The sequence below is a fragment of the Streptomyces capitiformicae genome (assembly GCF_002214185.1).
Classification (GTDB): Bacteria; Actinomycetota; Actinomycetes; order Streptomycetales; family Streptomycetaceae; genus Streptomyces; species Streptomyces capitiformicae.
Map to the genome: position 1 here is coordinate 1430121 of NZ_CP022161.1, position 15717 is coordinate 1445837.

10 protein-coding genes are annotated in these 15717 nt (G+C 71.7%); 6 read left to right on the plus strand and 4 right to left on the minus strand.

Going from position 1 to position 15717, the window contains the following annotated elements; genetic code table 11:
• Positions 1-133 precede the first annotated feature (133 nt).
• Complete coding sequence (locus tag CES90_RS06375; RefSeq protein ID WP_189780378.1) at positions 134-796, minus strand: hypothetical protein; 663 nt, start codon at positions 794-796, stop codon at positions 134-136.
• 143 nt (positions 797-939) lie between these two features.
• Between CES90_RS06375 and CES90_RS06380 the strand changes: the two genes are divergently transcribed.
• A complete protein-coding gene (locus tag CES90_RS06380; protein WP_229913524.1) occupies positions 940-1341 on the plus strand; it encodes a VOC family protein in 402 nt (133 codons plus the stop codon).
• Here CES90_RS06380 and CES90_RS06385 read toward each other — a convergent pair.
• Both CES90_RS06385 and CES90_RS06390 read right to left on the minus strand, forming a co-directional pair.
• The gene (locus CES90_RS06385; RefSeq protein WP_189780380.1) at positions 1321-2010 is read right to left on the minus strand and encodes a helix-turn-helix domain-containing protein; all 690 of its coding nucleotides are present in this window, start codon (positions 2008-2010) and stop codon (positions 1321-1323) included. The two genes, CES90_RS06380 and CES90_RS06385, sit on opposite strands and share 21 nt — an antisense overlap.
• Positions 2011-2040: 30 nt before the next feature.
• Positions 2041-3165, minus strand: coding sequence for a YihY/virulence factor BrkB family protein (locus tag CES90_RS06390; protein WP_189780381.1), 1125 nt, complete (start codon positions 3163-3165; stop codon positions 2041-2043).
• Between the two features lie 557 nt (positions 3166-3722).
• On the opposite strand from CES90_RS06390, the gene CES90_RS06395 reads away from it, so the two are divergent.
• The 5 genes from CES90_RS06395 to sbnA are packed head-to-tail and all read left to right on the plus strand — an operon-like array spanning position 3723 to position 11862.
• Positions 3723-6188 carry a Pls/PosA family non-ribosomal peptide synthetase gene (locus CES90_RS06395; RefSeq protein WP_189780382.1) on the plus strand — a complete coding sequence of 822 codons (2466 nt, stop codon included), beginning with the start codon at positions 3723-3725 and terminating at the stop codon, positions 6186-6188.
• Between the two features lie 31 nt (positions 6189-6219).
• Positions 6220-8694, plus strand: a complete 2475-nt coding sequence (locus CES90_RS06400) for a non-ribosomal peptide synthetase (RefSeq protein ID WP_189780383.1) — start codon at positions 6220-6222, stop codon at positions 8692-8694.
• Between the two features lie 50 nt (positions 8695-8744).
• Positions 8745-9761, plus strand: a complete 1017-nt coding sequence (locus tag CES90_RS06405; RefSeq protein ID WP_229913564.1) for a TauD/TfdA family dioxygenase — start codon at positions 8745-8747, stop codon at positions 9759-9761.
• Complete coding sequence (sbnB, locus tag CES90_RS06410) at positions 9758-10798, plus strand: 2,3-diaminopropionate biosynthesis protein SbnB (RefSeq protein ID WP_189780385.1); 1041 nt, start codon at positions 9758-9760, stop codon at positions 10796-10798. The genes CES90_RS06405 and sbnB overlap by 4 nt, the downstream gene beginning before the upstream one ends.
• A gap of 56 nt (positions 10799-10854) precedes the next feature.
• Positions 10855-11862 (plus strand): 2,3-diaminopropionate biosynthesis protein SbnA, encoded by a 1008-nt coding sequence (gene sbnA / locus CES90_RS06415; RefSeq protein WP_189780386.1) that lies wholly within the window; start codon positions 10855-10857, stop codon positions 11860-11862.
• Positions 11863-11883: 21 nt separating this feature from the next.
• Here sbnA and CES90_RS06420 read toward each other — a convergent pair whose 3' ends face one another.
• Positions 11884-15717: an nSTAND1 domain-containing NTPase gene (locus tag CES90_RS06420; RefSeq protein ID WP_189780387.1), complete on the minus strand. Its 3834-nt coding sequence runs from the start codon at positions 15715-15717 to the stop codon at positions 11884-11886.

Sequence of the window (15717 nt, forward strand, 5' to 3'; positions counted from 1 at the left end):
GCCGACCCCAAGGACCGAAAATTTCGGATATCAGGACTCAAGGGCTCAAGGGCTCAGGGACTCAGGGACTCAGGGACTCAGGGGCTCAGGGACTCAGGGGCTCAGGGACTCAGGGGCTCAGGGGCTCAGGGGCTCAGCCCGAGGCTCCCACCTCGTTGCGGGGTGCTCCGTCCCCCACCGGTGGCAGGTCGCCGCGTTCGATCGGGATGCCGTGGGGTGGGGGTGAGGGCTTGCCGTGGTGTGGGGGTGGGAGGAGGTAGGCGAGTTCGGCGTCGGTCGGGCGGTGGGCGGCCAGGGCGGCGGAGCGCAGCACGGCACGGTCGACGGCGGTCGCGACGGCGCTGACCCGTACGACGTGGTCCTTCTCCGGCACGGCGTACTCGTGCTGCCCCGCCGAGGTGCGGTACCAGACGTCCCCGTCCCGCTGACACGTGACCGTGCCGCCCGTGCCCTGTCCGAGCGGCTGCTCGGGGCAGCTCTCGGCGGTCATCACGCCACGGTCGACGAGGAGCAGGAGCTGGGCGCTGTTCCGCCGGGACCAGTAGGCGGCGGAGAACCCGTCGCCGCCGTACACGCCGACCGACTGCCGGGCGAGCGTGAAGCCGGGGGCCTCGGTGACATAGACGAGCCCGGGGGCGAAGCCCATCGCCTCGGCACGGGCCTGGAGCTCGGCCCGGTCCGGCGGCGGTGCCAGGGGCTCACGGCCCGCGACCTTCTCGGTCCCGCAGGCCGTGAGCAGCAGCGGCAGCAGCGGCAGCAGCGCCAGGGGCAGCAGAGCGCGCGTGGTACGGAACATGCCCCCCATCCTGCCGCACAGTTGTTCCACAGCTGAGGCCAAGAGTCCGTTCTCCCGAGAGTTCCCACTTCACGAGAGGGCAAGGCAGGGAGGTGTCCGATTCTTTCAAGACGGGCCGCCGCGGGCCTGCCTACGGTGGCCGCATGACTCCACGACTCGATGCGATAGGCATGGTGGCCTCGGACATGGCCGCCTCCGTCACCTTCTACCGCCGTCTCGGCTTCGCCTTCCCGGAGGGCGCCGAGAGCCTGCCGCACGCCGAGGCCGAGTTGCCCGGCGGGCTGCGGCTGATGCTCGACACCGAGGAGACCGTGCGTTCCTTCTTCCCTGAGTACCAGCCGGGGAAGGGCGGTGGCGCCTCGCTGGCCCTGCGGTGCGACGGTCCCGCCGAAGTCGACGCGGTGTACGAGGAGTTGGTCGCCGCCGGGTACCACGGTGAGCTCAAGCCATGGGACGCGGTGTGGGGCCAGCGGTACGCCGTGGTGCACGACCCCGACGGCAACGGCGTGGACCTCTTCGCGCCGCTACCGTCCGCCACCGAGTAGCTCACCGAGCGGCAGTCCCGCCAACTCCCGCACGTCACGCGCCAGATGGGCCTGGTCGGCGTACCCGGCCCGGACGGCCGTCTCGGCGAACGGCACACCGCCACGGGCCAGGGCGAGCGCCCGCTGCATCCGCAGCACCCGGGCCAGCGTCTTGGGCCCGTACCCGAATGCGGCGAGCGACCTGCGGTGCAACTGCCGGGCGCCGAGGCCGAGTTCATCGGCGGTGGCAGCCACCGGGCGGCCGGCGTCGAGGGCGGCGACGACCTGCCGTAGCAGCGGATCAGGGCCGTCGACCTCGTCCGCCCGTTCCAGCGCCACTTCTTCGAGACCGCTCGCCGGGTCGACGGCCGCGTTCACACGGGCGGTGAGCCGCCGCACGAGCGAGACGGGCCACAGATCCGCCAGCTCCACACGCCGGTCCCGCAACTCGTGGGCGGGGACTCCGAGGAAGGCGGGCGCTGTACCCGGGTAGAAGCGGAGTCCTGCCCAGCAGCTGGGCGAACCCACGGGTTCCTGCGCGCGTGTATCGGGCCCGGCGATCAACAGCCTGCCGTCGTTCCAGAGCAGATCCATGCACCCGTCGGGCAACACGAGCCCGGTGCCGCCCCCGGACGACGCGTTGGTCCACACCACCGCCCCGTCCAACCGGGAGGCCCTTTCGACGTACACATGGACGAGGCTACGCCCCAGGGCCTGTGTCTACTCGTCCCCCTTCTTCACAGGCGACCGCAGTCTCGACGTCACATCCTCCGGCGGCAGGAAGCGCGACCACCGCTCCGGGAACTCGGACGGCATGTCCGGGTCCTCGGGATCGTAGGAGCGCGCCGCGGCCGCGCGGGCCACGTACTCGGCGGCCTGTTCCTCACGGAGGCGCTCGTTCGCGGCGCGGGCCGCGGCGGTCGCGGCGGCCGGCCAGACGCGGTCGATCGCGGCGTTGACGGCCGCGCCGACCAGGACCGCGAAGGCGGAGACACCGATCCAGAGCAGGACCGCCACGGCTGCGGCGAGGGAGCCGTAGATCGTAGCGCCCTCGACCGTGTTGGTGAGGTAGATGCGGAGCAGGAAGCTGCCGAGGACCCACATGCCGAGGGCGACGAGGGAGCCCGGGACGTCCTCGACCCACGGGGAACGGACGGGGACTGACACGTGGTACAGCGTCGTGAGGAAGACGATGGAGAGGACGATGACGACCGGCCAGTAGAGGACCTGGACGACCGTCGCGGACCAGGGGACGATCCGGACGACCGCGTCGGGGCCCGCGACCATCAGCGGCAGGGCGATCGAGCCGATGAGCAGGGCCACGATGAAGAGCAGGAAGGCCATGAGGCGGGTCTTGACGATGCCGCGGACGCCGTCGAGGCCGTACATGACGGTGATGGTGTCGATGAAGACGTTCACCGCGCGGGAGCCGGACCACAGGGCGAACAGAAACCCTATGGAGATGACGTCGGGTCGGCCGCCCTTCATCACGTCGTCCAGGATCGGCTGCGCGATCTGGGCGACGCCCTTGTCGGACAGGACGGTGCGCGAGGCCTCCAGGAGGTTGAGCTCCAGGCTGGCGATGGTGTCGGCGCCGGTCCAGTCGTCGACGTAGCCGAGCAGGCCGATCATGCTGAGCAGCAGCGGGGGCACGGAGAGCAGGGTGAAGAAGGCCGCCTCCGCGGCCAGACCCAGGATGCGGTACTCGATGCAGGAGTTGACGGTGTCCTTCAGGAGCAGCCAGGCGGTCCTGCGCTTGGAGACGTTCCGGTAGAGGACACGCGCGCGATGGAGACGCCCATGGGGGCTCTCGGGTCGTTGGGGTGACTGACTTGCTGGCTGCACGCCCTAAAGGTATCCGTCCGCGCGTGCCGTCCTCACCTCCTGGCGCCGCTGACCGCGGCAGGGTCCACGTGCGCCGCTCCCTTCCCTCCGGTCGCGTCACGGGGCAGAAATCGAAGGGAAACCCAGCAGAAAACAAAGGTGATTCCGAATCGCCTTTTCTGTCATGAGCGTGCTGGCCGAATCATTGAGGGGTCGGAAGCGGAACGCGCGGGCATGTTTGTACCCGCCCTTTGGAAAGTTCCCCGCTGACGCCCTTGACGGGGCGAGGTCCGACAGATCGGAAGAGATCGGAAAAGAGGCGGGAAAGCGTCAATTACCCGACCTCCCTTGACCTGTTCCCGAATGTACCGAAAGAATCCGGATTGCATTCCGTTGGGCCGACCTGGATCAGGCTCCGGCACAGCGCACATCGGGGGATTCACCGGGGCTCCGACCAAGACCCGACCAATTCCGCCACATCCGTCACCGCTCTACGTTCTCTTTTCTTCCGTCATTCCGCGCGCCGTCCGTTCACCCCCGGGCGCCTTCCATCGCAATACCTGTCGCGGAGAAATTCAATGACATTGCCAGTGCCGGACGCGGCGGAATCGTACACCGCCACCGAGCAACTTCTCACCGAAGTCCTGGCCGGCGTCGCACACCTCGAACACGTGCCCGCCGACAGCCACTTCTTCGACGATCTCGGCGCCAACTCACTGACGATGGCTCATTTCTGCGCCCGCGTCAGGAAGCATCCGGATCTGCCGTCGGTGTCCATTCGGGACGTCTACGGCCACCCGACCATCCGGAGCCTGGCGACCGCGCTGGCCCGGGCCCCCGAGCCGCCGGCCGCCGCTCCGGTACCCCCCGCCGAGGTCACACCACCGGGCAGTACGTCCCGGTACGTCCTGTGCGGGTCGCTGCAGTCGCTCCTGTCCGCCGCGCACTGTCTGCTGACCGTGTTCGCCTCCGTACAGGGGTACGAGTGGGTCGCGGACGGGTCGGGCCTCGTCGAGGTCTATCTGCGCTCGGCGGTCTTCGGCGGGCTCGGCCTCGTCGCGCTGTGCCTGGTGCCGGTCGCCGCCAAGTGGCTGCTGATCGGGCGGTGGAAGCCGGCGGAGTTCCCCGTGTGGGGCCTGACGTATCTGCGGTTCTGGGTCGTCAAGGCGCTGCTGCACACCAGCCCGATGATCCTCTTCGTCGGCAACCCGCTGTATGTGCTGTATCTGCGGGCCCTCGGCGCCCGGATCGGGCCGAGCGTCACGATCCTGAGCCGTAGCGTCCCGGTCTGCACCGACCTGCTGACGATCGGCGCGGGCACGGTGATCCGCAAGGACTCCTTCTTCCTCTGCTACACGGCGACCGCCGGGCGGATCCGGACCGGTCCGGTGACCCTCGGCCGGGACGTGTTCGTCGGCGAGCACACCGTGCTCGACATCGGCACCGCCCTGGGCGACGGCTCCCAGCTCGGCCACTCCTCCGGGCTGCGCACCGGCGAGTCGGTCCCGGCCGGGCAGAGCTGGCACGGCTCCCCGGCCCGCCGCACGGAGGTGGACCACATCCGGGTCGGCCCGGCCCCCTGCGGCACGATCCGGCGGGCCGGATACGGGATCGCCACCCTGCTCCAGGTGTTCCTGCTGCATGTGCCGCTGACGGTCGGCGGCGCGTATCTTCTGCTCACCGCGGCGCCCTCGCTGGACGTACTCCTCGACCCCGCGTCGCGGCACCTCGACTCGGTGCGTTTCTACCTGGCGGCGCTGGTGCTGTCGGTGGTGCTGTTCCTCGGCGCGATCGTCGTAGGCGCCGTGTCCGTGTTCGTCGTGCCGCGTCTGCTGCGCCCGCTGATCGCGCCGGACCGGACGTATCCGCTGTACGGCTTCCACTACTCGGTGCACCGCGCGATCGCCCGGTTCACCAACATCAAGTTCTTCACGTGGCTGTGCGGCGACAGTTCGTACATCGTTCCGTATCTGAAGGCCCTCGGGTACGACCTGTGCCGCGTCGAGCAGAGTGGGTCGAACTTCGGTACGGCCGTGCAGCACGAGACGCCGTACCTCACCGAGGTCGGCAGCGGCACGATGGTCGCGGACGGGCTGTCGGTCATGAACGCCGACTACTCGGGGACGTCGTTCCGGGTGTCCCACACCTCGATCGGCGGGCACAACTTCCTCGGCAACTTCATCGCCTACCCGGTCGGCGGCCGCACCGGCGAGAACTGTCTGCTGGCCACGAAGGTGCTGGTCCCGCTCGACGGCGAGATCCGCGAAGGGGTCGGACTGCTCGGCTCACCGCCCTTCGAGATCCCCCGCTCGGTGGAGCGCGACAGCCGCTTCGACCATCTGCGCGAGGGCGAGGAGTTCCAGCGCCGGCTGGTCGCGAAGAACCACTACAACCTGCGCTCGATGGGGCTGTTCCTGTTCCTGCGCTGGCTGCACGCGTTCGGGCTCACCGTGCTCGGCTTCGCGGCCTACGACCTGTACGGGCAGTACGGCACCGCCGGGCTGCTCGCGCTCGCCGCGGCCCCGCTCGTCGGACTCGTCTTCTCGGTGCTGTTCTACGTGCTGGTGGAGCGGTGTCTCACCCGTTTCCGGCCGCTTCAGCCGCAGCTGTGCTCGATCTACGACCCGGTCTTCTGGCGGCAGGAGCGGCTGTGGAAGCTGCCGGACCGGTATCTGCAGCTGCTGAACGGCACCCCGTTCAAGAACGTCGTCTGGCGGCTGATGGGAGTGCGGATCGGACGGCGGGTCTTCGACGACGGGGTGACCATCACCGAGCGGACGCTGGCGGCCGTCGGGGACGACTGCACGCTGGCGGCGGGGAGCAAGATCCAGAGCCATTCGCAGGAGGACGGCACGTTCAAGTCCGACCTCATCACGATCGGCGCGGGCTGCACGCTCGGCGTCGGGGCGCTCGTCCACTACGGCGTGACCATGGGCGACGGCGCCCAGCTCGCCCCCGACTCCTTCCTGATGAAGGGCGAGGAGGTGCCGCCGTACGCGCGGTGGGGCGGGAATCCGGCGACGGAGACCACCGGAGAACGGTGAATCGGGGGAAACGATGGATCAGTTGGATCAGATGGATCAGATGGAAGCCGCGAAGGGCGCCGCTGCCCGGAAGTACTGGCACGGGGTGCTGACCGCCGGAGGGCGGACCGCGATACCCCGGTGGAGCGCCGATCCGGTGAAGGGGGTCGCCGCGTACGAAGTGGCGTTGCCGGACGGGCTGTTGGCGGCCTCGGAGTTGACGGCCTCGGACACGACGCGGGTGCTGCTCGCCGCACATGCGAAGGTGCTCGCCGCGCTGTCGGGCGAGCACGAGGTCACCACCGGCCGGCGGGAGGACGGACGGCTGCTGCCGTGCCGGATCACGACCGCGCCCGGCGACACCTGGCGGGACCTGCTCGCGCAGGCGCACCGCGTCACCTCGGACTCGCTCGCGTACGCCGACTTCCCGGTCGACGCCCTGCGGCGCGAACTCGGCCTCGACGAGCCGCCGTTCGAGACCGTGCTCGACACGACCGGGGCGGACGGCGACCTCGACGAGGACGTGGTCCTGCGGGTGGGGCTGGTGCACGGCGTCGACGGGCCGGCGCTGCGGCTGCGGTACCGCACCGACGTCCTGGACGAGTCCGGCGCGGCGCGGATCGCCGGGTACCACATCACCGCGCTCACCTCGCTCGCCGTCGATCCGGACGCCGAGTACGGGCGGCAGAGTCTGCTGTCGTGCACCGAACTCCGCTTCCAACTCGACGGGTTGGCGGGGCCGCGGCGCGAACTGCCCGACAGCCGGGTGCATGAGCTGTTCGAGCAGCGGGTCGTGGCGCACCCGGACGCGGTCGCGGCCGTGTACGGCGACCGGCGGTGGACGTACCGTGAGCTCAACTCCCGTGCCAACCAGCTCAGTCGAGCGCTGCTGGTGCGCGGCCTCGGCCGTGAGGGCGTCGTCGCCGTGGTGACCGAGCGGAACCTCGACTGGATGGCCGCCGTCCTCGCGGTGTTCAAGGCCGGCGGGGTGTACCTGCCGATCGAGCCGCGCTTCCCGGCCGAGCGCATCGCCCGCACCCTCGCCCGCGCCGGATGCGAGCTGGTCCTCACCGAGCGGGGCGGCACGGCCACGCTGGACGAGGCCCTGTCCTCGCCCCCACTGTCCGGGGTGCAGCGGCTGCTCGTCGAGGACGCGTACGACGAGGCCCACGCCGACTCCGACCTCGGCATGGAGATCGCCCCGGAGCGGCTCGCGTACATCTACTTCACCTCCGGGTCCACGGGCGAGCCCAAGGGCGCGATGTGCGAGCACGCGGGCATGGTGAACCACCTCTACGCCAAGCTCGACGACCTCGGCATCGGCGAGGGGGACGTGGTCGCGCAGACCGCGCCCCAGTGCTTCGACATCTCGCTGTGGCAGCTGCTCGCCGGACCCTTGGCCGGTGGCCGGACCCTCCTTGTGGAGCAGGAGGTGATCCTGGACGTCGAGCGGTTCGTCGACCGGATCGCCGAGGGCCGGGTGAACGTGCTCCAGGTGGTGCCGTCGTACCTCGAAGCCGTCCTCGCCCAGCTGGAGCAGCGCCCGCGCGAGCTGCCCGACCTGCGCCGGGTGTCCGTCACCGGGGAGGCGCTGAAGCGGGAGCTGGCTGAGCGCTGGTTCGCCACCGAGCCGGGGATACCGCTGGTCAACGCCTATGGGCTGACGGAGACGTCGGACGACACCAACCACGAGGTGATGCACCGGGCTCCGGAGGGGGACCGGGTGCCGCTCGGCCGTCCGGTCGGCAACGTACGGGTGTACGTCGTCGACGAACACCTCTCCCTCGTGCCGCTCGGCGCCCCGGGGGAGATCGTCTTCTCCGGGGTCTGTGTCGGCCGGGGGTACGTCAACGATCCCGAGCGGACCCGGCGGGCCTTCACCACCGACCCGTACCACCCCGGCGAGCGGCTCTATCGCAGCGGGGACCACGGGCGCTGGCGGCCCGACGGCAAGCTGGAGTTCCTCGGCCGCCGGGACACGCAGGTCAAGGTGCGCGGTTTCCGCATCGAGATCGGCGAGGTGGAGAACGCGCTGCTGCGGCTCGAGGGCGTGCGCGACGGCGCGGTCGTGGTCGCCGACGGCGCGACGCACCTGGTGGCGTTCCACTCCGGGCGGCCGCTCGCCGGTGAGGTGCTGCGGGAGCGGCTGGCGGCCTCGCTGCCGGCGTACATGGTGCCGTCGGTGTTCCACTGGCGCGAGAGCCTGCCGCTGACCGCCAACGGAAAGACCGACCGGCGCACGCTCACGGCGCTGGCCGGGCAGCTCGACGCCGCGGAGGGCGAGTCGGGGGCACGGCCGGTCACTCCGACCGAGCAGCGGCTGGCCGCCTCGTGGGCCGAGGTGCTCGGTGTGCCACGGGCGCGGGTCGGCCGTCACGACCACTTCTTCGACCGGGGCGGCACCTCGCTGTCCGCGGTGAAGCTCGCCATCGCCCTGGACCGGGCGGTGTCCCTCAAGGACGTGGCCCGGCATCCGGTCCTGTCGGACCTGGCCGCGCTGATCGACGAACGGAGGACGTCGTCATGAGCTTCCTCGGCCGCCGCGGCTTCGGGAACCGCCACCGAAAGGACGTCGAGATGCCGCAGTCCGCCCCGACTCCCGTACCGATACCGGCGACAGACCTCTCGCCCGGCAGGCCTCCCCTGCTGTCCGTCTCCCCCGGCGCCGATCCGGTCCGCTGGGCGGCCGGACACCGGGACGCCCTGCGGGCCGTCATCGCCGAGCACGGGGCGGTCCTCGTGCGCGGGCTCGGACTGCGGGATCCGGACCGGGTCGGCGCGGTTTTCCGCCAGTTGACCGACACCCTGATGACCGAGAGGGAGGTCTTCGCGCCCCGGCGGACGTACGCGAACGGCGTGTACTCCTCGACGGCCTGGCCGCCGAACCAACCGATGTGCATGCACCACGAGTCGAGCTACACGCTGGAGTTCCCCGGCCTGATGCTCTTCGCCTGTCTGCGGGCCGCCGAGGAGGGCGGGGCGACGGGGGTCGCCGACGCCGAGGCCGTACTCGCCGCGCTGCCGCCCGAGTTGACCAAGCGGTTCGAGCGGGACGGCTGGCTGCTGACCCGCTCGTACAGCGACGAGATCGGCGCGTCGATCGGCGAGGCGTTCGGCACCGACGACCGGACCGTCGTCGAGGCCTACTGCCGCGCGCACGCCATCGACTTCGCCTGGCGGCCCGACGGCTCCCTGCACACCCGGCAGCGGCGCTCCGCCGTACTGCGTCATCCGGTGACCGGCCGCCGCTGCTGGTTCAACCAGATCGCGTTCCTCAGCGAGTGGACCATGGACCCCGAGGTGCGCGAGTACCTGGTGGACATGTACGGCGGCGATGTCGACAGGCTGCCCTTCACCACCCGTTACGGCGACGGCGATCCGATCGGCGAGGACGTCGTCCAGACCCTCAACGAGGTCTACGAGGCGCACACCGTCCGAGAACCATGGCGGCCGGGTGACCTCCTGCTCGTCGACAACATCCGCTCCGCCCACAGCCGCGAGCCCTTCGAGGGGGCGCGCGAGGTGGTGGTGGGCCTGGCGGACCCGGTACGGCGGACCGGCCGCGACACGAAGGACGAGGTGCATTTCGTATGACCGAGGTTCCGGGTTTCGCCGTGATCACCGGCGCCCAGGTCCAAGAGGCCCTGCGGGGCCGCGAACGGGAGATCGTCGAACTGGTCGAATCGGCCTATCTGTTGCACGGCGCCGGTGACACGGGTGACACCGTCAACCCGCCGTCGTACTTCCTGCGCTTCCCTGACCGTCCGTCCTCGCGGATCATCGCGCTGCCCGCCTCGCTGGGCGGGGAGTTCCGGGTGGACGGCCTGAAGTGGGTCTCCAGTTTCCCGGAGAACACTGCGAGCGGGCTTCCGCGCGCCTCCGCCGTGCTGATCCTCAACGATCACGCCACCGGGTATCCGTTCGCCTGTCTGGAGGCCTCGATCATCAGCGCGACGCGGACGGCCGCGTCGGCGGCGCTGGCAGCGGACCGGCTGAGCGCGGGCCGGGAAGCGCCACGCCCGGTGCGGGTCGGCTTCCTCGGCACGGGCCTGATCGCCCGCTACCTCCACACCTTCCTCGCCGCGACCGGCTTCTCGTTCGAGGAGATCGGCGTGCACGACCTGTCCGCCGACAGCGCGGCCGGGTTCCGGGGATACCTGGAGCGGTCCGACGCGAGCGGGCGGGTGACCGTGTCCGACAACGCGGAGGACGTGATCCGGGCGAGCGACCTGGTGGTCTTCGCGACGATCGCGGGCGAGCCGCACATCCACGAACCCAAGTGGTTCGCTCACAACCCGCTGGTACTGCACGTGTCGTTGCGCGACCTCGCGCCGGAGGTGCTGCTCGCGTCGGCGAACTTCGTCGACGACGTCGAGCACTGCCTGAAGGCCGGCACATCCCCGCATCTGACCGAACAGCTCACCGGAGCCCGGGACTTCCTCGACGGAACGCTCCACGACGTGCTCACCGGCCGGGCCACCGTGCCGGCGGACCGTCCGGTGGTGTTCTCGCCCTTCGGCCTCGGCGTCCTCGACCTCGCGGTCGGCGGTTATGTCCACGACGAGGTCGCCCGCACGGGCGGGCTGCGGATCGTGGACGACTTCTTCCACGAACTGCGCCGGTACGGCTGACCGGCCGGACGCACGTCGCACGACATTGCGCACATTGCACAACCAGGGGGGCCGCAGTGCCAGTCATATCCGTGCCCACGGACTTCAACGAGGAGGAGCTGTACGTCGATCTGCGACAGGTCGTCGGACACAAGCTCTTCCTGAAGTGCGAGGGATTCAACTTCGCCGGCTCGATCAAGCTCAAGGCGGCCACCGAGATGGTGCGCGCCGCCGAACGGGACGGACGGCTCAGGCCGGGCTCGACCCTCGTCGAGTCCTCGTCCGGCAATCTGGGCGTCGCGCTGAGCATGATCGCGGCGAGCCGGGGCTATCGGTTTCTGTGTGTGACCGATTCCCGCGTCAATCCGCAGACCCGCCGGCTCATCGAAGCCCTCGGCAGCCGGGTGCACGTCATCACCGAACCGGACCCGACCGGCGGTTTCCTGGGCGCCCGGATCGCGTACGTACGCGCGCTGTGCGCCGCCGACGAGCGGTACGTGTGGCTCGACCAGTACTCCAACCAGGCGAACTGGCGGGCGCACTACCGCACCACCGCGCCCGCCATCGCCCGGCAGTTCCCGCGCCTGGACGTGCTGTTCGTGGGGGTCGGCACCTCCGGGACGCTGATGGGCTGCGCGCACTGGTTCTGGGAACGGCGGCGCCGGGTGCGGATCGTGGCGGTGGACAGCGTGGGCTCGGTCGCCTTCGGCGGGGCGCCCGGCCGCCGGATGATCCCGGGCCTCGGCACCAGTGTGACACCGGCGCTGCTCGACCCGTCCTGTGTGGACGACGTCGTCCGCGTGGAGGAGGCCGACACCGTACGGGCCTGCCACCGCCTGGCCCGGCGCGGCTTCCTGTTCGGCGGCTCCACGGGGACGGTCGTCAGCGGCGCCACCGACTGGCTCGACCGGCACGGCACGCCCGACCTCACCGCCGTGGCCATCGCGCCCGACCTCGGCGAGCGCTACCTCGACACCATCTACCGGCCGGGCTGGCCGCTGGAGCAGTACGGGGAGGCCTTCCTGGGGGCGGACGGGTGGGGCACGGGGGAACTGGGGACGGGGGAGCTGGCGGCGCCGGTCTGACCCCGTTCCCGACCCTCCCGGTCACCTGTCGGCCCTCCGGCAGGGCGGCCGATAGGTCCGCTGCGAGAAGTACTCCCGCCATTCGGCGCGGGTCAGGGATGGAGAGGCCGTCTCACAGATCCGGGACGCGACCCGCCCGACGTCGGGGTCCCACAGCAGCACCGTCCAGTCCTCGCCGCCGGTGGCCAGCGTGTGGCCGTCCGGGCTGAACGCGAGCGCGTCGACCGCCTTGGTGTGGCCGGTCAGCAGGGCCGGCTCCCCGGCGTCGCCGCGCTCGCTCAGCTCGTACAACCGTACGGTGTGGTCGGAGCTCGCGGCGGCCAGGCTCCGGCCGTCCGGGGCGAAGGCGACCGACATGACACCGTCGGTGTAGCCCGCGAGCCGCTCGCGCGGCACCGGGTGGTGCCGGTCGCCGATGTCCCACAGCCGTACGGTGCGGTCCTCGCCGCCGGTGGCCAGGACCCGGTCGTCCGGGCCGAACGCCACGGACTTCACCGCGCCCGCATGGCCGGTGAGCACCGCCAGGCGGGTGGGGTGACGCCGTACGGCCACGTTCCACAAGGTGGCCGTACGGCCGCGGTCGGCCACGGCCAGGGTGCGGCCGTCGTGGGCGAACGTCACGGAGTCCACCGCGCCGGCCGCCTCCAGCGCGGCCAGCGGGCGCGGCCGCCGTACGTCCGTCGCGTCCCACAGTCGTACGGTGCCCTGCTCGCCGCCGGTGGCAAGGGTGTGGCCGTCGGGGCTGAAGGCGACCGTGTTGACGTTGCCGACGCGGGCGGGGAGGGCATCCAGTAACCGGGGGTGGCGCGTGACAGCCGGATCCCAGAGCCGTACGGTTCCGTCGGCGCTGGCGCTGGCCAGGGCGCGGCCGTCCGGGCGGAAGGCCACGGAGTTGACCGGTCCGGTGTGGCCGGTGAGCGGGGGCAGGGCCCGGGGTCGGCGGGGGTCCGTGAGCCGCCACAGCCGTACCGTGCGGTCGTAGCTGCCGGTGGCCAGCAGCCGTCCGCCGGGGCTGATGGCGACGGAGTAGACCGAACTGCTGTGGCCGGTCAGGGCCGGGCCGGGAAGGTCCCACAGCCGTGTGGTCTCGTCGAGGCTGCCGGTGGCGAGCGTACGGCCGTCGGGGCTGAGCGCGAGCGCTCCGATGCTGTTGGTGTGGCCGGCCAGCACCGCCGGTTCGCGGGCCGCCCCGGGACCGGCCACCTCCCACAGGCGTACGTTGGCGTCCATTCCGGCGGCGGCCAGGGTGCGGCCGTCCGGGCCGAAGCCCACGGCGTCGACCTCGTCGGTGGGGCCGCCGAGCACCCGACCGGGACGGAGGTCGTGCGGCGTGGCCGCGTCCCACAGGCGGACCGTGTGGTCGGCGCCGCCGGTCGCCAGGCCACGTCCGTCCGGGGTGAACGCCATCGCGTTCACCGTGCCGTCATGCCCGACCGCGGTGGACCGCTCGTGCGGCCGCCCTCCCTCGGCGGTCAACTCCCAGAGCCGGGCGGTGCCGTCGGTGTGGCCCGTGGCCAGCGTCCGCCCGTCCCGGGTGAACGCCGCCGCCGTCACCGTCTCCCGTACCTTCAGCACGGAGAGGGCGTGCGGCCGGGCGGAGTCCGGCAGCGCCCACACCCGGATCGCGTCACGGACGGCCGTCGTGAGCGTGTGCCCGCCGGGTCCGAACCCGACTCCGACGACCGGACCGGTACCGGCGGGCAGACGGGCCAGGAGCCGGGGCCGTCGTACGTCGTCGATGTCCCAGACCGCCACCGCGCCGCCGTCGTCCCCCGCGGCCAGCAGCCGGCCGTCCGGGGCGATGGCGACCGTGCGAACGGGGCCGTCCAGGCCGGCCGGTGCGCTCAGCTCGCGGGGCCGGTGGGGATCGGTGACCCGCCACAGCCGTACGGCCCCGTCGGTGTCGCCCGTGGCGAGGACGCGGCCGTCGGCGCCGAACGCCAGCGCCGTGACCGCGCCCGGCCGGATGGGCAGTTGGGTGGCGTACGGCGTGGCGAAGGTGCTGAGCAGACTGCCGCGTGCCTCGGGGGTCGGGGAGAGGCGGTAGGCGGCCAGGCTCAGCTGGGCGGCCAGCGCGGGGGTGACGGGGCGTAGCGCGGCGGCGCGTTCGGCGGCCCGCTGGGAGCTGACGACGTCCCGCTGTCGGTCGGCGGCCCGCTGCGCGCGCACGGCGACGACAGCGGTCGTACTCGCCAGGACGAGCAGGACGCTCAGCAGCGCCACCATCTGGTTGCGGAACCGGGAGCGACGCCGCGCCGCCATGTGTTCGGCCGTACGCGCGGCCAGGCTCGCGTCGAGGAACTCCCGCTCCCTGCCGGACAGGGTCGTACGGGCGAGGCCGGCGGCCATGTCGAGGCGGGTGCCCCGATACAGGGCGCCGGGATCCCGGCCCAGCGCCGCCCAGGCCTCGGCCGCGTCGGTGAGCCGGCGCAGGGTCCGCGCGGCCTCGCGGTCCTCGGTCAGCCAGCCGTGCAACCGGGGCCAGCAGCGGATCAGCGCCTCATGGGCCAGCTCCACCCGCTCCCGGTCCCGGATCAACAGCCGTGCCTCGACCGCTCGTTCGAGTACGGTGTCGAGGGGGGCGCCGTCGACCCCCGCCAGGCCTTCCAGCTCCGCCAGTGGCGCCGGCCGGCGGGTGTCCTCCGTGCCGTCGCCCAGCGCGGTCAGCCGCACGAACACCCGCCGGGCCAGCTTGCGCTGCTCCTCGTCCAGCCGCTGGTAGAACTCCTCCGCCGTGCGCGCCAGGCCGCCCTCGATGCCGCCGAGCGCCTCGAAGGCCTCCAGCGTCAGCGCGTTGCCCCGCCGCCTGTGCCAGGTCTGCAGCAGGGCGTGCGACAGCAGGGGAAGGACGCCGGCCTGGCCGTGCGCCTGTGCCGTGAGCGTCGCCAGCAGGGCGCCCTCGACGGTCAGTCCGGCGCGCTGGGCGGGCCCTACGACCACCTGGCGCAGCGCGTCCACGCTCATCGGCCCGACCGGGACCTGTGCGTCGCGCATCGCCGTCACGAGAAGGGGATGGCGGGTGCAGTGGGCGTAGAAGTCGGCCCGTATTCCCAAGGCCACGCGGCAGCCGCCGGTCTCGGCCGTGGCGGCGGTGACCAGGGCCTCGATGAAGCGGTCCCGTTCCGCCTCGTCCCGGCAGAGCGTGAAGCTCTCCTCGAACTGGTCGACCACCAGCACCAGTTCGCCGTGCTCCGAAGAAGAGCCTGCGGTGATCTGGCGTGCCACCCGTCCCAGGTTCCCCGGGTCCTCCCGCAGCTCGCCGTACAGCCCGCCGGGCGTGACCCCCGCCAGTGCCGCCAGCCGCACCGCGCACTCCTCCAGCGGCCGTGGCCCCGGCGTCAGCACGACGGTCGTCGCGGCGGCCCGCAGGCGTGGCACGAGCCCCGCCCGCAACAGCGACGACTTGCCCGAGCCGGAGGCCCCGATCACCACCACGAACCGCTGTCGCTCCAGCCGCTCGGTCAGGTCCTCCACCAGCTGTTCCCGGCCGAAGAACCACTCCGCGTCCTGCTCACGGAACGGCCGCAGACCCGCGTACGGCGCGGGTACGCCGTTGTCCTCCCCCGGCCCCGGACCGGCCTCCCCCTCACCGAGGCCCTCCGCCGTCTCCCGCCAACGCCGCTGCCACTCCCGCACATCGCCATCGCAGGCGCGTACGTACGCGAGTGTCACCGCGAGCGTCGGAAGCCGTTGCCCCGAGGCGGCGGACGAGAGGGTGGAGATCGAGTAGTGCGCCTGCTCCGCCAGTTTCCGGTACGGCGGATTTCCGGCTTGCTTCCGTAACCGCCGCAAACCCGCGGCGAACTCCAGTAAGGGGCCGTTCCCCGCATCCAGCGGGCGTTCCTTGCGCGGCAT